Origin of the sequence: Microbacterium sp. NPDC060132, assembly GCF_042729675.1 — a bacterium.
In the GTDB taxonomy this organism is placed as follows: Bacteria; Actinomycetota; Actinomycetes; order Actinomycetales; family Microbacteriaceae; genus Microbacterium; species Microbacterium sufflavum.
Genome location: NZ_JBHWXU010000001.1, coordinates 2,762,121 through 2,776,920, shown reverse-complemented (window position 1 = coordinate 2,776,920; position 14,800 = coordinate 2,762,121). Strand labels below are relative to the sequence as shown.

The following is a 14,800-nucleotide window of genomic DNA, read 5'->3' as shown; positions in this document are numbered from 1 at the left end:
GATTTCCCGGGGTATACAAGAACTCTTGTGCACCCGTGGACCCCGCCCTAGCGTGATGCCCGTGGAAGACATCTCCGTGATCACCGCCGTGCACCACCCGCTGCGCCGCCGCATCTACGACTACCTCCTGCTCTACGGCACGTGCCAGGTGACCACGCTCGCGCGCGCCCTCGACAGCCAGGTCGGCAGCATCAGCCATCACCTGCGCATGCTCGAACGCGCGGGCGTCGTCGAACGCGCGCCCGATGAGTCGGACGACCGCCGCACCAGCTGGTGGCGGGTGGCCCGACGAGGGCTCACCTGGTCGGTGGACGACTTCGCCGACTCCCCCGCCGATGCGCTGCTCGCCCGCGAGGCGCAACGCCAGGGCATCCGCATGCAGATCGACCGGCTCCAGCGCTGGCACCGGCACCGGGACGACCCCGCCTATGCCGGGTACGACGCATCCAACACCGAGACCACCGCGTGGGCCTCCCCCGACGAGCTGCGGGACCTCTCCGCGCGGCTGCTGCAGACCATCCGCGAGTGGCAGGGCGGCATCGCCCTGGACGACGGCCAGGAGCGCGTGCCGGTTTTCGTGTTCGCCCACGCATTCCCCACGGAGCCCTGATGACCGCGGTCGAGGAGCCGGTCGAGCTCGCGCCGCCTCCGCCGTTCCGGCGCGACCGCCTGGTCCATGCCTGGATCGGCGTGAAGGCCCTCTCCGACGCAGGGGATGCGCTGTGGACCATCGCCCTGGCGTGGACGGCGGTGCAGATCGCGTCCCCCGCGGTCGCCGGGCTCATCGTCGCCGCCGGAACCCTCCCCCGGGCACTGATCCTGCTGTTCGGCGGGGTGCTCGCGGACCGCGTGGACGCCCGCCGCGTGATGCTGCTGTTCACCGTGGCCCGCGTGGCCGTTCTCGTCGCCGTCGCCCTGTGGGTGCTGGCGACGCCCCCCACCGTCGCAGTGCTGGTGTTCGCCGCGGTCGCGTTCGGCGTGTGCGACGCGTTCTACGAGCCGTCGGCGGGCGCCATCGCCCGGCAGCTCGTGCGCACGTCCGACCTGCCGTCGTACGGGGCCGCCGCGCAGACGGCCTCGCGACTCGGGACGATGGGCGGTGCCGCCGCCGGTGGCCTGGTGGTCGCGCACATCGGGCTGGTGGGCAGCGCCTCGGTCAACGCGCTCACGTTCACGGTCGTCCTGGCGTTCCTCGCCCTCTGGCTGCGCCCCCGGTTCCGCCTGGCGCGTGCCGCCCGGCAGTCGACTCTGCGCGGCATCGGCTCCGGCTTCGCCCACCTGGCCGCGAACCGCACCACGCGCACCCTGGTGATCGCGCTGTCGGGGCTGAACCTCGCCGTGGGGCCGGCCGTGGGCATCGGTCTGGCGCTGCGTGCGCACGACGAGGGCTGGGGCGCCCAGGCCGTCGGACTGTTCGAGGCGCTGCTGGGCCTCGGCGCCGCGCTCGGGGCGGTCTCGGTCGCGAAGTGGCGTCCGCGGCGCGAGGCCTACGGCGGATTCTGGGCGCTGGTCGTGCAGGGGGCGGGGATCGCGGCACTGGGCGTGGGACCGGCCTGGACGGTGGGAACGGCGGCTTTCGTGATCGGCGCCACCGCAGGGTTCGCCTCGGTGCTGCTGAGCGCGACGTTCTCCGCGACGGTCGACACCGCGTACCTCGGACGGATGGGCGCGCTCACCCGCCTCGGCGATGACTGCCTGATGCCGGCGGCGATGGCCGGATTCGGGGCGCTCGCCTCGGCGGCCGCGGTCTGGGTGCCGTTCGCGGTGTTCGGCGGGGCGATGATGGCGCTCATGATCGTCCCCCTTCGCACGGCGGCTTTCCGCATCCTGTCGCTGCGACCCGCGGGATGAGCACCTGCCGCAGACGACGAAAGCCCTCCGGGCAAACCGGAGGGCTTTCGTCGTGTTGTGTGACCCCAGCGGGATTCGAACCCGCGTTACCGCCGTGAGAGGGCGGCGTACTAGGCCGCTATACGATGGGGCCGTCTGGCGGAGCGTTTCCGTCCCGCGACAACCGTTCAAGTATGGCACGGCCGTTCTCTGCGCGCCAAATCGGCACCGCGTCCGCGCGACTCCCGGGCGTGGCGCGCCGTCGCGGTGATTGCCGCGACCGCCACGGAGCGGTTGACTCGTGTCATGCGCGTCTCCAAGTTCGAACATGCCGCCCTCCGTCTCGACCTCAACGGTCAGACCCTCCTGATCGATCCCGGCTCCTTCACCACGCCGCCCGACGACCTCAGCGGACTCGTGGGGGTCGTCCTCACCCACGAGCACCCCGACCACTGGACGCCGGAGCAGCTGGACCGGATCCTCCGCGCCGCGCCCGGCACCCCCGTCTACGGCCCGGAAGGGGTCGCCCGGGCGGCAGAGGGATACGACATCGCGGTGGTCTCGCCCGGCGACACGATCGAGGTCGGACCGTTCACACTGCGGTTCTTCGGCGGCACCCACGCCGTGATCCACTCCTCGATCCCGACCATCGACAACGTCGGCGTGCTCGTGAACGACGAGCTCTACTACCCCGGCGACTCGTACGCAGTACCCGAGGGTGTGGACGTGCAGACCCTGGCCGCACCGCTCGGCGGCCCGTGGCTCAAGATCGGCGAGGCGATGGACTACGTGCTCGCCGTCAAGCCGCGCCGGGCGTTCGGCACGCACGACATGACGCTGTCCGTGATCGGCAGGAACATGCACCGGCAGCGGCTGCAGTGGGCGACGGAACAGAACGGCGGCGAGTTCTTCGTGCTCGACCCCGGCGACACGCTCGACCTGTGAGCACCCCACCGCGGTCGGCCCCGCGACGGCTCCTGCCCCGCCCCACGGAGCGGCTCGTGTTCCGCGAGATGATCGACGACGACCTCGACGACCTCGCCGCGCTCCTCGGCGACCCCGCGGTGATGACCTACTATCCCGCGCCGAAGACCCGCGCCGAGAGCGCCGCGTGGATCGCCCGCATGCGCGAGCGCTACGCGCAGGACGGGCACGGCCTGTGGACCCTGGAGACCCACGACGGCGCGTTCGTTGGCGACTGCGGTCTCACGTGGCAGTCGTCGAACGGGCAGCCCGTGCTCGAGGTCGGCTACCACGTGCGCGCGGAGCTCCAGGGGCGCGGCTACGCCACGGAGGCCGCACGCGCCTGCGTCGAGCTCGTCGGGCGCGAGCTCGCGCCGACGCTGCTGACCGCGATCATCCACCCCGACAACACCGCGTCCCGCCGGGTCGCCGAGAAGCTCGGCATGCGCCACATCGACGACGACCGTGCGCACCCGTGGATCGTGCGCACGGTCATGGGGATGACCGTCGAGCCGATCTAGGCCTGGCCGGCGCGGACCCGGAGATCCCGCGCCAGGTGGTCGCGCTGCTCCACCACGAGGCGACGCAGCGCCGCCGGGGCGTCCGCGTTCGCGTCGAGCCACGCGTCGACGGGGTCGAGCGTGTCACCGGCCGGGAACAGCCCGATCACCAGGCGCTGCGCCAGCTCGATGCTCCGCTCGCTCCACGCGTCGCGGATGCGGGAGAAGTACTCCGCGTCGAAATCGGAGATCAGGTCGCGACGGCCGCCCGCGCGGAACCCGGCGATCTCGGCGTCCAGGTGGTCGTTCGTCAGCGAGCGGTCATCCCAGGCAGCCGCCCAGGCCGCGGCGCGCACGGGCGCCTCCGGGCGCGACGCGCGGGCACGGCGGGCGGCCGTGCGTCCGTCGCCGGTGTCGTCCCGCTCCTCCTCCGCCGCGATGTCGGCACCGTCGGCGTGTCCGGTGGTGACGAGCGCGGTCAGCAGCTGCCACCGCAGGTCGGGATCGATCACGAGACCGTCCGGACCCCGGCCGTCGAGCATGTCGCGCAGGTCGGCGTGGTGCACATCGTCGAACGCCGAGGCCGTCGCCAGCGCGCGCGCCCACGACAGCTGCGCGTCACTTCCCGCCTCCGCGGCCTGCAGCGCCGACCAGGCGGCCTCCGTCCAGGCGCGCTGCTCCTCGACCCGGCGTTCGTCGGCCACGAAGTGGCGCACGGTGAACGCGGCGTTCTGGATCGCCGCCCCCAACAGTCCGCCGTTCGGCTCGGCCGGGGCGTGAGCACGGGCGATGCGCAGGAAGCGTCCCGCATCGAGCTCACCGTCGCGGGTCGCGTTCCACAGCGACGACCACACGAGCGCCCGCGCCAGGGGGTCCTCGATGGCCGAGAGCGACTCCTCCGCGGTCGCCAGCGAGCGGTCGTCCATCCTCGCCTTCGCGTAGGTGAGGTCGTCGTCGTTCAGGAGCACGAGGTCCGCTTCGGGGACGTCGAGCTCGACCCGCTCGCCGGGAAGGTCGAGCTCCCGCTGCTCGCGGCGGACGATCCGACCGTCGACCCGGTCGTAGAAGCCGATGCGGAGGCGATGCGGACGGGTCCCGCTCTGCACGAGGGTGCGGCGGCCGTCGTCGTCCGCCTCGATCCACAGCGTCGAGACCCCGGTGGTCTGCAACCACGCCGCCGCCCAGTCGCTCATGTCGCGCCCGGACGCCTCGCTCAGCACCACGAGGAAGTCGTCGAGCGTGGTGCTGCCGAAGGCGTTCGCCGCGAAGTAGCGTCGCGCGCCCTCGAAGAACGCCTCGTCGCCGACGTAGGCGACCAGCTGCTTCAGCACCGAGGCACCCTTGGCGTACGTGATGCCGTCGAAGTTGAGCTTCGCCGCCTCGAGATCGGGGATGTCGGCCACGATCGGGTGCGTCGTCGGCAGCTGATCCTGCTGATAGGCCCACGACTTGCGCCGCATCGCGAACGTGACCCAGGCGTCGTGGAAGCGCGTCGCCACCGCGGACGCGTGCGAGCCCATGTAGTCGGCGAACGACTCCTTGAGCCACAGGTCGTCCCACCAGGTCATGGTCACGAGGTCGCCGAACCACATGTGAGCCATCTCGTGCAGGATCGTGTTGGCCCTGGCCGCCCGCTGTGCGTCGGTGGCGGCACCGCGCGAGAGGTAGGACTCGGTGAAGGTCACCAGCCCGGGGTTCTCCATCGCGCCGAGGTTGTACTCGGGTACGAAGAGCTGGTCGTACTTGCCCCAGGGGTACGGATAGGCGAAGGCCTCGGTGAAGAAGTCGAGCCCCTGCCGCGTGACCTCCAGGATCTCGTCCGACTCGAGGTGCTCGGCCAGCGAGCGTCGCACGAACAGTCCGAGGGCGATGCGCTGCTCGTCGCGCGTCCACTCCCCGTCCACGCGGGTGTACGGTCCCGCGGCCACCGCGGTGATGTAGCTGGAGATCGGCAGCGTAGGGGCGAACTCCACGCGCTGCACGCCCACGCCGAGGTCCACATGGGCGGGCGACTGGTTGGACAGCACTTCCCACCCCGACGGCGCATCGACCACGAAGGTGTACTCGGCCTTGAGGTCGGGCTGCTCGAAGCACGCCATCACGCGGCGGGCGTCCGCCGGCTCGTACTGCGTGTACAGGTAGGTGCGGTCGTCGGCGGGGTCGTGGAAGCGGTGCAGCCCCTCCCCCGAGCGGCTGTAAGCGCCGACCGCCTCGACCCGCACCACGTTGGACGGTGCCAGACCGGTGATCGCGATCCGTGCTCCGTCGTAGTCGACCTCGCGCTCCTCGCCGTTCACCTCGACGCGGCGCACCTCCTCGCCGATGAAGTCGAGCCAGGTCGCGTCGGTCGTCGCGTCGAACTCCAGCGTGGTCGCGGTGGGGAATCCGGTGCGGGCCCGCTCCGGCGCTCCGGTCAGGTCGAGCTCGACGCGGATGCGGTGGAGGGTGACGGCCGCGGATCGCGCGGCGGTCTCCTCGCGGGTCAGGTTGGCGGTGTCCATCCTTCCATCCTGGCATCCTGGAGCCGTTCGCACGGCCTCGGCGAGGTTCAGACCTGGACGAGCCGATGCCCCCGGTTCCGCGGAGAGCCCCCGGGACGCGGCCTGCCGGGCCGACGCGACGGCCTCGTCGCCGCGCGACCGGGTCCCGGCCGCGGTACGCGGCGTCAAGACGCGCGCGCAGTGCTGGCCGGTGGTCGCGGCCGTGCTCACGCGGCTCGTGCCGCTGCTGATCGCCGCCCTCTGCTCGTCCCTCGCCGGTTGATCTTGCGGGAGGTCTCGGGACCGCCGAGGAGGCGACGGATCGCGGTCTCGGGGGTCACGTCGAGGTCGAGGGTGCGTCCGCGAGCGTACTGCCGGAACACCCGCGGGTCGATGTAACTGTTGCGGGCGACGGCGGTCGTGTTCCCGAGCGCGGTCGCGGCGGCCTGCACGGCCAGCCGCTCGGCCTGAGCGCGCTGACCCTTGCGGTCGAGGGCCCCGATGCGGGCGAGGGCGTCGGCGGCGATGATCGTGCCGTGCAGCGTGCGGAAGTCCTTCGCCGTGAAGCTCGCCCCCAACACGTCCTTGAGGTACGCGTTCACCTCCGCGGGGGTGATCTTCACACGCCTCCTCCCCTTGCGGTACGCGAGCAGGAACGCATTCGAGGCTCCCGCCGCGAAGTCCGTGAGCGCCTCCGCGAGGGCCTCGTCGGTGATCTCGATCGAGGCGGTGCGACCGCTCTTGGCGGGGAACGACAGTGCGACGTCGCGGCCGCTGAGGCGCACGTCGCGGCGCCTCAGCGTGGTCAGTCCACGGCTGCCGTGACGCGCGAGGTACCGCTCGGATCCGATGCGCAGGGCCGCGTCGTCGAGCAGTCGGAACGCGATCGCGAGGGCCCTGTCCTTGGTCTGCCCCTCTTCGCGCAGCGCCCTGGTCACCTGCGCCCTCGCGCTCGGGAGCGCGGAGGCCAGATCGAGGGCGCGCACGAACTTCCGGCGGTCGCGGGAGACGCGCCACAGCGGGTGGTAGAGGTACTGCTTGCGGTCGGCCTGGTCGATGCCGACGGCCTGGATATGCGCGAGCGGGTCGGCCGCGATCCACACGTCGCGCCACGCGGGCGGGATGACCAGGTCGTTGATGCGCTCCCGGTCGGCCTCGGGCGCCGGTGCGCCGGTCGGGTCGACGTAGCGGAACCCGGAACCCGACCGCTGTCGACGGAACCCCGGGTCGACGCCCGGCACCACCCTGATCAGCCGCGCCATCCCTGCTCCTCCCGCCGTCGTCGTTCCGGTCCCCTGAAGCCTGCCTCGGGTGCGACCGGACGAAAAGGGAGTGGCGCGTCACCCGGCCGAGGTGCTATCCGCTTGCGGATCCTTCGCGAAGACGGATCGCATGTGGTCGCTGGTGAGGAAGTCGGCGATGCCGATCATGATGAGGCTGAACACGATCTGCTCGGTCACCATCCACACCGGGTACAGCCCGGGGATGGCGGCCATGACGAGCGTGATGACCGGGAAGATTTGCGCGAAGAGGCGCAGGCGCTGGTAGGCCCAGCGCCAACCACGACGGGCCCGCCAGGCGAAGTAGAACAGGGTCGCCGTCATCGCCAGCACGATGAGCGTGCGCATCCACACGGCGAACGGCACCCTCTCGCCGTCGACGGCGAGGATCAGCGCGACGACGACGGCGCCGACCCCGAGCACCAGTTCCGCGACCAGCAGCCAGAGAATCCAGGTGAAGGCGCGCACGGTCTTCGGATGCGTGCGTCCGGCCTCGCTGATCGCGACGCCGGCCTGCCGCCCGCCGGCGATCCGATCGAGGCGGAGGAAGAGCGATTCGAGTGCCATGCTCCGGAGCCTAGACCGCGGCCTCGCCCGCGACCTCCTCCGTTCGATGGAGGGGGACGCCGTTCGCCTCCGAAGGCACCACGCGCTCGAGCACGAGAGCCAGCACGCCCACCGCCAGACTTCCGGCCACCATCACGCCGATGAACCAGCCCTGCGCCCCCGCGCCGAGCAGCAGACCGGCCACCAACGGCCCGGTGATCGCTCCACCCTGGAACGCCGCCGAGTTGATCGCGTTGTAGCGGCCCCGGGTGCGGTCGGTGGCGAGGTCGTTGTAGATCGCGGGCACCGTCGGCTGCAGCATCGTCTCCCCGAATGCGAACACCCCCATGAACGCGATCACCCCGATCGCGGCCGCGAGCGAGTCGGGCAGCAGCCCCGCAGCTCCGAGCGCGACCCAGGACAGGGCCCAGATGAGCGCCATCACCTGCATCACCCGCGTGCGACGCTTGCCGGAGATCAGCCGGAGCACCGCGAACTGCAGCAGCACGATCACCGCGGTGTTCACGGCGAAGGAGACGCCGACCACCTGTGTCGACACCTCTGCCACCTGTCGCGCGAACGCCGGGAAGCCGGCCTCCAGCTGTCCGTAGCCGATGAAGACGGAGAGGAAGGTGAGCAGCGTCAGCCACAGCACCGCGGGCCGGCGCACGATCTCGCGGTAGCCACCCGCCGTCTCGTCGGCCGGGTCGTGGTCGGGCTGCGTGCGCACACGTCGCAGCGGCCCGAGGAGCAGCGCGAGCGGGATGAGACTGGTCGCCGCGTCGATGAGGAAGATCGTGGTGAAGGTCGCGGGATCGTCGACGTTCACGAAGAAGCCGCCGACGATGCCGCCGACGCCGATGCCCAGGTTCACCAGCGCGAAGTTCACGCCGAAGTACTGCTGGCGGAGCTCACCCTCGACCACCGAGGCGATCAGGGCGTTGAACCCCGGCCAGGAGACGCCGAAGTTCACGCCGATCAGCACGACGGCCACGGTGGCCACGGCAGGGTGCGTCGCGTACGCCAAGAGCGTGCACCCCGCGATCATCGCCAGCAGCCCCGTGATCAGCACGCGGCGGGCACCGAAGCGATCGATGAGCGTGCCTCCCGGACCGGTCACGACGAGCCCGGTGATGGCGATCAGGCTCATCAGCGCACCCGAGAGCCCCAGGTCGAACCCGCGGACCTCGTGCAGGTAGATGATCGTGAACGGCAACGTCATGCCCCGCCCGAGCGTCTGGATGGCGACGGTGGACAGCAGCCAGCGCCCTTCGGTGGGCAGCGCTTTCCAGAAGGAGCTCATTCCGATCACCTCGGTAGTGTTCCAGGGTCTTCCGACATCGGCCGCGCGGCCTGCCGATCCGGCGCCGAACCGATATTCTGCGACCATGCCGCTGTCATACGAGGAGTTCCGATCGTCCCTGCTGAGCGACGAGGGGCTGCAGGCCCTCGGCCTCCCGCTGACCGCCGCCGAGGCCCAGCGCGTGCAGGCCGACGACCAGGCGAGCCGCAGCTGGTACGACTACTGGCTCACCGTCAGCGGCCAGGCCACGCCGCCCGCCGCGACCGTCGCCGCGACGATGCCCCTGGGCGGCCATGACCTCCCCACGTCCGCGCCGACCGCGTACCCCGCGGCGTACGGCGCGACCACCGAGGCGTACGCGACCGGCGCCGCTCCGTTCGCCACCCCGCCGCTCGACCCGAACGCCCCGCCCGCCGACGGCACCGGCCGCAAGAGTCGTGCGGGGCTCTGGATCGCGCTGTCGATCGTCGGCGCCCTGCTGCTCATCGCCGCGATCGTCACGGTCTACGCCGTGGTCACGGCGCGCCACTGGACCAAGGTCGACGTGCCGGAGAAGCCCGAGACCTTCCACAGCGAGGAGTACGAGACCGGCGCCTACCTCGTCGCCGACGACGGGGTGAGCCCGTGCTACGTCGACCAGGACTGGACCGACTGCATCGCCGCGATGGAGGCCCAGTACGCGGGGGCGTGCGCCGGCGTGGAACTGGTGCCGACCGCGGCCGACCTGTGCGCACAGCACCGCGCCGAGATCGACCGGATGATCGCGGAGGATGTCGACGGCACGTACGTCGCCTCCCTGGGCGACTTCGGACACCTCACCCGCACGCCGGAGACCGCGACCCGCCAGGTATCCAACGACGACTACGAGCCCGCCGTGACCCACGAGGCCGTCTGCTACCTGGGCTTCCTCGGGGAGTGCGAGTAGCGGGGAGCACGGTTCGGTCGCGTTGGCGTCCTCATATGCGGACACCCCCACAGATCTGACGTACCCTCACTCCGTCGGGAGCGGCCCATGCTCCCGGGTCACTGAGGAGCACTGATGCACGCCTTCTATCGCGAAACCCGCCGCGTCGCGGCTTCCGTCCTCGCCGGAGCGCAGCTCTACTTCGCGGTCTGGAACGCGGCGAACCACCACGGCGTCGCCGCCGTGCTGACCACCGGGGCACCACTGATCGCCGCGGCGCTGCTCCTGGCCGCCGTCTTCGTCAGGAAGCGCGGTCCCCTCGACATCCTCGCCTTTTTGGTGTCCGCACTTGCCGCCGCGGTGTGCTGGGGCGCCTCGACGGTCACGCCCGACATCCTGACCTATCTCCCCGCCGTCGCCGCATCGATCGCGTTCGCCACCATCGCCCTGGTGCTCCGCGCGGAGCGGACGGGCCCGCCGGCGAACACCCCGTAGCGTGCCCGCCCTCGCCCGAGAACGACAGAAGCCCGGAGCCGCATTCCTGCGGATTTCCGGGCTTCTGTGAAGTGCTGGGGTACCTGGACTCGAACCAAGAACAACTGAACCAGAATCAGCCGTGTTGCCAATTACACCATACCCCAAGGGCGAAACCAGAGCCTCGCACCGAGAGTCAAGCTTACCCGAGCGGCGACCGATCGCCAAAACCACCGGCGTGTGCCGCCGCTCGGGCGCGTCGCGGCTCAGTCGGCCAGGAACGCGGCCAGGGCGCGCAGTCGCCGCAGCGACTCGTCCTTGCCGAGCAGCTCCATCGACTCGAACAGCGGCGGCGAGACGCGGCGCCCGGTGATGGCGACGCGCGGCGGCCCGTAGGCCACGCGGGGCTTGAGCCCGAGCTCGTCCACGAGCGCCGTCGACAGGGCCTCCTGGACCTTCTCCGGGGTGAAGTCCTGCACGGGCTCGAGCGCGGCGACGCAGGCCTCGAGCACCTCCGCGGCGTTCGCCGGCAGACCCTTGAGGGCGTCCGCGTCGTATGACACCTCGTCGCGGAAGAGGAAACCGAGCATGCCCGGCACCTCACCCAGCAGCTGCACCCGCTCCTGCACGAGCGGCGCGGCGCGGAAGGCCAGCACGAGCTGCTCGTGGGTCGGCTCGTCGAACAGGCCGGCCGCGGCGAGGTACGGCACCGAGCGCTCGGCGAAGTCCTTCACGTCGAGCATGCGGATGTGGTCGCCATTGATCGACTCCGCCTTCTTCTGGTCGAAGCGGGCCGGATTCGGGTTCACGTTCTCGATGTCGAACGCGGCGATGAACTCGTCGAGCGAGAACACGTCACGGTCGGGGCCGATCGACCAGCCCAGCAGCGCCAGGTAGTTCAGCAGCCCCTCGTGGATGAAGCCGCGCTCCCGGTGCAGGAAGAGGTCGGCCTGGGGGTCGCGCTTGGAGAGCTTCTTCGTGCCCGTCTCCCCCAGCACCAGCGGCATGTGCGCGAAGCGTGGGACGAACGTCGTCACCCCGGCGTCGATCAGCGCGGCATAGAGCGACAGCTGACGGGCGGTGGAGGGCATGAGGTCCTCGCCGCGCAGCACGTGGGTGATGCCCATCAGCGCATCGTCGACCGGGTTCACGAAGGTGTACAGCGGCACGCCGTTCGGACGCACGACCACGAAGTCGGGGAACGATCCGGCCGGGAAGGTGACCTCGCCGCGGATGAGGTCGACGTACGTGAGGTCCTCGTCCGGCACCCGCAGGCGCAGGGCCGGCTGGCGACCCTCCGCGCGGAACGCCGCCTTCTGCTCATCCGTGAGGTCGCGGTCCAAGTTGTCGTAGCCGAGCTGCTTCGCCCGACCGTTGGCCTCGTTGCGGGCGTCGATCTCCTCCGCCGTCGAGTAGCTCTCGTAGAGCGCGCCCGTCGCGAGCAGCTTGTCGATCACTCCGCGATAGATGTCGTGCCGCTCGGACTGGCGGTACGGTGCGTGGGGACCGCCCACCTCGACGCCCTCGTCCCAGTCGATCTCAAGCCAGGTGAGCGCGTCGACCAGCTGACGGAAGCTCTCCTCGCTGTCCCGCGCGGCGTCGGTGTCCTCGATGCGGAACACCATCTTCCCGCCGTTGTGGCGCGCGTACGCCCAGTTGTACAGAGCCGTGCGGACCATGCCGACGTGCGGCAGCCCCGTCGGAGAGGGGCAGAAGCGGACGCGGATGTCGGCGCCGCTGGCGGTCGTGGTGAGGGGGTGAGGAGTAGCCATAGCCTTTCGATTCTACGGGTGCGCGGGGCTCAGCCCGCGGCGCTCGCTCAGCCTCCCGGGCAGTCGCAGTCGCCTCCGCTGTGGCACTGGCAGATCGGTGGCGGGTAGTCCGCCGCCGTCACCGACTCCCGAACGTCGAGCTCGGTGAAGGGGACGACCTCGTCGTACCTGTCCGCGTCCGGGATGTCTCCGCACACGCCGTCCTCCGCACGGATCTCGGCGGCGGCCTGCGGGAAGACGAAGTCGACGCACGTCGCGGCGCTCGACTGCTGATACCAGTGCCCGCCGCCGGTCGTCGCACCGCCGCCCACGACGAGAGTGAGGGTCACGGCGTCCTCGGCGTCGTCGAGGGCCACCAGGGTGTACAGACCGGATCCGTCTTCGGCACCCTCACGCGCGTCGTGGACGAAGCCGAGTCCGGCGACGGCCGCTTCCGGGTCGCTGACGATCTGGTCGCGGTACTCCCACAACGAGTCCTGCGCGTCTTCCACGGACTCGGCGAGGCTGTCCCTCACCAGCGTCCCGATGCTCGGTGCACACCCGGTGAGCGCGCCGACGATGACGACGAGCGCAGCTGCGGCGACTCGTCCGGCCTGGGAGGACATGGCTCGACCGTAGCGCAGTACACACCGCCTCCGCGTGAGCTCAGCGGATGGCGCTCAGGGCGATCGCCGTGTGACGGCTCCCCCGCCGTCGGTCACCGCGCAGTGGTCCGCGCGAGCGGCGAGAGCACCACGATCGCGAGGACGAGCACGGAGGCGGCGATGCCGAGGCCCGCGTACTGGAAGTTCGACAGCACGATGCCCGCGAGCACGGAACCGGCGGCGGCCGAGAGGCTCATGAGCGAGTCGCTGCGACCCTGGCGGCGCGTGCGCAGCTCGGGTGCCGAGGCTTCGGTCAGCAGGGCGGCGCCCGCCACGGTCGCCGCGCTCCAGCCCAGGCCGAGCAGGATGAGCGCGACCATCACACCCCACGCCTCCGTTCCCGTGAACACCGCGAACGCCAGCGCGCCGCCCAGGAGCACCTGCCCCAGCAGCACCACGCGCAGCCGCCCCCACCGGTCGGCCAGCACACCGAACACGGGCGACAGCGCGTACATGCCCCCCACGTGCAGCGCGATCGTGATCCCCACCAGGGCCGAGACGTCGGCCGGGGTCGCCGCAGCGCCGTGTGCCCCGTGCGCCATGTGCGACAGGTGCACCGGGGTCATCGCCATGACCGACGCCATCACCACGTGGGAACCGGCGATGGCGAAGATGGCGTAGCGCGCGACCCGCGGACGGTCGACCGCCGTCGTCCCGGTGGCGGCGGCCGCCTGCGTCGCGAGGCGCTGCGCCGCGAGGAGCGGATCCGGGCGCAGCGCCACGAGGTACAGCACGAGCGCGGCACACTGCGCCACGAACGAGAACACGTACGACCCGGTCTGCGGCGGCATCCCGATCGCGTGGCCGACGACCTCGCCGGGGCCGAGCAGCAGCGGTCCCGCGACGCCGCCGATCGTCGTCGACCACACCACGATCGACAGATCGCGGCCGCGGTGCTGCGGGGCCGCGAGGTCGGTCGCGGCGAACCGCGACTGCAGATTGCCCGCGTTGCCCGCACCGATCAACAGGATGCCGACGAGGAGCAACGGGAACACCTGGACCGAGGCCGCGAGGATCACCACGGCGATGCCGACCAGGGCGAAGAGGTTGCCGAGCGTGAGCGCGCGGCGTCGACCGAGCCGTGCCGCCAGCCGAGCGAGCGGGATCGCGCACAGTGCCGCGCCGAGCGTGACGGAGGCGGTCGCCAGCCCGGAGAGCGCGTCGCTGCCGGAGATGTCGGCCGCGAGCAGGGCACCGAGCGAGACGGTCGCCCCGAACGCGATGCCCCCGAGGACCTGCCCGAGCGACAGCACGAGGACGGTGCGCCGCTGCACCGCCGTCTGCTGCGCCGCCGTCAGGGCGCCGGAGGTCATGTCGCGGGAACGGCGTCGCGCGCGGTGTTGCGGAGGATGCCGAGGCCGGAGATCTCCACCTCCACGACGTCGCCCGCCGTGAACGTGCCGACACCCGCCGGGGTCCCCGTCATGATCACGTCACCGGGGAGAAGGGTGAACACGGCCGAGGCGTACGCGATGATGTCCGCCACCGAGTGGATCATGTCGGTGAGCGGCGCGTGCTGCCGCACCTCGCCGTTGACCCTGGTCTCGATGGTCGCCGTCGACGCGTCGAAGTCGGTCTCGATCACGGGGCCGAGCGGGCAGAAGGTGTCGAAGCCCTTCGCCCGGGACCACTGTCCGTCCTTGCGCTGCAGATCGCGCGCGGTGACGTCGTTGCCGATCGTGTAGCCGAGCACGTAGTCGAGGGCGTTCTCCGCCGTGACGTTCTTGGCGATCTTGCCGATCACGACCACCAGCTCACCCTCGTACTCGGTGCGCTCGGACAGGGCGGTGGGACGCACGATCGCGTCGTCCGGGCCGATGACGGCCGTGTTCGGCTTGAGGAACAGCAGCGGCTCCTCGGGCGCGACCCCACCCATCTCGGCGGCGTGGTCGTGGTAGTTCTTGCCGACGCACACGACCTTGGAGCGCGGGATCACGGGGGCGAGGAGCTTCGCCTCGGCGAGCGGCACCCGGTCGCCGGTGGTCTCGTACCCGGCGAACATCGGGTCCCCGGCCAGCACCACGAGCTCGCGCTCGTCGATGATCCCGTACATGATGGCGTCGTCGTGGCTGAACCGGGCGATCTTCATGCGTCCAGCCTAGCG

General features: G+C 71.1%; 14 protein-coding genes and 2 tRNA genes. 6 read left to right on the top strand and 10 right to left on the bottom strand.

Annotation, left to right across the window (positions count from 1 at the left end; all coding sequences use genetic code 11):
* Nucleotides 1-61: 61 nt before the first annotated feature.
* Together ACFWCH_RS13390 and ACFWCH_RS13385 are read left to right on the top strand one after the other, a co-directional pair.
* A complete protein-coding gene (locus ACFWCH_RS13390; RefSeq protein WP_136034507.1) occupies nt 62-610 on the top strand; it encodes a helix-turn-helix domain-containing protein in 549 nt (182 codons plus the stop codon).
* Nucleotides 610-1,851: an MFS transporter gene (locus ACFWCH_RS13385; protein WP_378803655.1), complete on the top strand. Its 1,242-nt coding sequence runs from the start codon at nt 610-612 to the stop codon at nt 1,849-1,851. Before ACFWCH_RS13390 ends, ACFWCH_RS13385 begins: the two co-directional genes overlap by 1 nt.
* Nucleotides 1,852-1,911: 60 nt before the next feature.
* On the opposite strand, the gene ACFWCH_RS13380 is transcribed toward ACFWCH_RS13385, so the two are convergent.
* Nucleotides 1,912-1,984 (bottom strand) — tRNA-Glu (locus ACFWCH_RS13380).
* Between the two features lie 152 nt (nt 1,985-2,136).
* Between ACFWCH_RS13380 and ACFWCH_RS13375 the strand changes: the two genes are divergently transcribed.
* A complete protein-coding gene (locus tag ACFWCH_RS13375; protein ID WP_378803654.1) occupies nt 2,137-2,775 on the top strand; it encodes an MBL fold metallo-hydrolase in 639 nt (212 codons plus the stop codon).
* A 68-nt stretch (nt 2,776-2,843) separates the two neighbouring features.
* Complete coding sequence (locus ACFWCH_RS13370) at nt 2,844-3,314, top strand: GNAT family N-acetyltransferase (RefSeq protein WP_378803862.1); 471 nt, start codon at nt 2,844-2,846, stop codon at nt 3,312-3,314.
* On the opposite strand, the gene pepN is transcribed toward ACFWCH_RS13370, so the two are convergent.
* The 4 genes from pepN to ACFWCH_RS13350 all read right to left on the bottom strand — a co-directional run bounded on the left by pepN (nt 3,311) and on the right by ACFWCH_RS13350 (nt 8,902).
* Complete coding sequence (pepN, locus tag ACFWCH_RS13365) at nt 3,311-5,794, bottom strand: aminopeptidase N (protein ID WP_378803653.1); 2,484 nt, start codon at nt 5,792-5,794, stop codon at nt 3,311-3,313. The genes ACFWCH_RS13370 and pepN overlap by 4 nt on opposite strands.
* A 206-nt stretch (nt 5,795-6,000) precedes the next feature.
* On the bottom strand, nt 6,001-7,035 hold the full coding sequence (locus ACFWCH_RS13360) for a DNA topoisomerase IB (protein WP_136034897.1): 1,035 nt from the start codon (nt 7,033-7,035) through the stop codon (nt 6,001-6,003).
* A gap of 78 nt (nt 7,036-7,113) precedes the next feature.
* Nucleotides 7,114-7,620: a hypothetical protein gene (locus ACFWCH_RS13355; protein WP_136034899.1), complete on the bottom strand. Its 507-nt coding sequence runs from the start codon at nt 7,618-7,620 to the stop codon at nt 7,114-7,116.
* A 10-nt stretch (nt 7,621-7,630) separates the two neighbouring features.
* Nucleotides 7,631-8,902, bottom strand: a complete 1,272-nt coding sequence (locus ACFWCH_RS13350) for an MFS transporter (protein WP_240744679.1) — start codon at nt 8,900-8,902, stop codon at nt 7,631-7,633.
* Nucleotides 8,903-8,987: 85 nt separating this feature from the next.
* On the opposite strand from ACFWCH_RS13350, the gene ACFWCH_RS13345 reads away from it, so the two are divergent.
* Together ACFWCH_RS13345 and ACFWCH_RS13340 are read left to right on the top strand one after the other, a co-directional pair.
* Nucleotides 8,988-9,827: a hypothetical protein gene (locus ACFWCH_RS13345; RefSeq protein WP_136034903.1), complete on the top strand. Its 840-nt coding sequence runs from the start codon at nt 8,988-8,990 to the stop codon at nt 9,825-9,827.
* Nucleotides 9,828-9,941: 114 nt separating this feature from the next.
* Nucleotides 9,942-10,301, top strand: coding sequence for a hypothetical protein (locus tag ACFWCH_RS13340; protein WP_136034905.1), 360 nt, complete (start codon nt 9,942-9,944; stop codon nt 10,299-10,301).
* Nucleotides 10,302-10,375: 74 nt separating this feature from the next.
* Here the strand turns inward: ACFWCH_RS13340 and ACFWCH_RS13335 are convergent.
* The 5 genes from ACFWCH_RS13335 to ACFWCH_RS13315 all read right to left on the bottom strand — a co-directional run bounded on the left by ACFWCH_RS13335 (nt 10,376) and on the right by ACFWCH_RS13315 (nt 14,785).
* A tRNA-Gln gene (locus ACFWCH_RS13335) sits at nt 10,376-10,447 on the bottom strand.
* 99 nt (nt 10,448-10,546) lie between these two features.
* On the bottom strand, nt 10,547-12,052 hold the full coding sequence (gene gltX, locus ACFWCH_RS13330) for a glutamate--tRNA ligase (protein ID WP_136034907.1): 1,506 nt from the start codon (nt 12,050-12,052) through the stop codon (nt 10,547-10,549).
* A 47-nt stretch (nt 12,053-12,099) separates the two neighbouring features.
* Nucleotides 12,100-12,657, bottom strand: coding sequence for a hypothetical protein (locus ACFWCH_RS13325; RefSeq protein ID WP_136034909.1), 558 nt, complete (start codon nt 12,655-12,657; stop codon nt 12,100-12,102).
* A 92-nt stretch (nt 12,658-12,749) separates the two neighbouring features.
* Entirely contained in the window at nt 12,750-14,009 is a 1,260-nt protein-coding gene (locus tag ACFWCH_RS13320) for an MFS transporter (protein ID WP_136034911.1), read from the bottom strand.
* Entirely contained in the window at nt 14,006-14,785 is a 780-nt protein-coding gene (locus ACFWCH_RS13315; protein ID WP_136034913.1) for a fumarylacetoacetate hydrolase family protein, read from the bottom strand. The genes ACFWCH_RS13320 and ACFWCH_RS13315 overlap by 4 nt, the downstream gene beginning before the upstream one ends.
* Between the last annotated feature and the right edge of the window lie 15 nt (nt 14,786-14,800).

Excerpts from the sequence above, each read along its gene's own strand:
- ACFWCH_RS13350 (WP_240744679.1), bottom strand. The coding sequence starts at position 8,902 with ATGAGCTCCTTCTGGAAAGCGCTGCCCACCGAAGGGCGCTGGCTGCTG.
- ACFWCH_RS13315 (WP_136034913.1), bottom strand. The coding sequence starts at position 14,785 with ATGAAGATCGCCCGGTTCAGCCACGACGACGCCATCATGTACGGGATC.
- ACFWCH_RS13345 (WP_136034903.1), top strand. The coding sequence starts at position 8,988 with ATGCCGCTGTCATACGAGGAGTTCCGATCGTCCCTGCTGAGCGACGAG.
- ACFWCH_RS13385 (WP_378803655.1), top strand. The coding sequence starts at position 610 with ATGACCGCGGTCGAGGAGCCGGTCGAGCTCGCGCCGCCTCCGCCGTTC.
- ACFWCH_RS13370 (WP_378803862.1), top strand. The coding sequence starts at position 2,844 with ATGATCGACGACGACCTCGACGACCTCGCCGCGCTCCTCGGCGACCCC.
- ACFWCH_RS13325 (WP_136034909.1), bottom strand. The coding sequence starts at position 12,657 with ATGTCCTCCCAGGCCGGACGAGTCGCCGCAGCTGCGCTCGTCGTCATC.
- pepN (WP_378803653.1), bottom strand. The coding sequence starts at position 5,794 with ATGGACACCGCCAACCTGACCCGCGAGGAGACCGCCGCGCGATCCGCG.
- ACFWCH_RS13375 (WP_378803654.1), top strand. The coding sequence starts at position 2,137 with ATGCGCGTCTCCAAGTTCGAACATGCCGCCCTCCGTCTCGACCTCAAC.
- gltX (WP_136034907.1), bottom strand. The coding sequence starts at position 12,052 with ATGGCTACTCCTCACCCCCTCACCACGACCGCCAGCGGCGCCGACATC.
- ACFWCH_RS13355 (WP_136034899.1), bottom strand. The coding sequence starts at position 7,620 with ATGGCACTCGAATCGCTCTTCCTCCGCCTCGATCGGATCGCCGGCGGG.
- ACFWCH_RS13360 (WP_136034897.1), bottom strand. The coding sequence starts at position 7,035 with ATGGCGCGGCTGATCAGGGTGGTGCCGGGCGTCGACCCGGGGTTCCGT.
- ACFWCH_RS13320 (WP_136034911.1), bottom strand. The coding sequence starts at position 14,009 with ATGACCTCCGGCGCCCTGACGGCGGCGCAGCAGACGGCGGTGCAGCGG.
- ACFWCH_RS13340 (WP_136034905.1), top strand. The coding sequence starts at position 9,942 with ATGCACGCCTTCTATCGCGAAACCCGCCGCGTCGCGGCTTCCGTCCTC.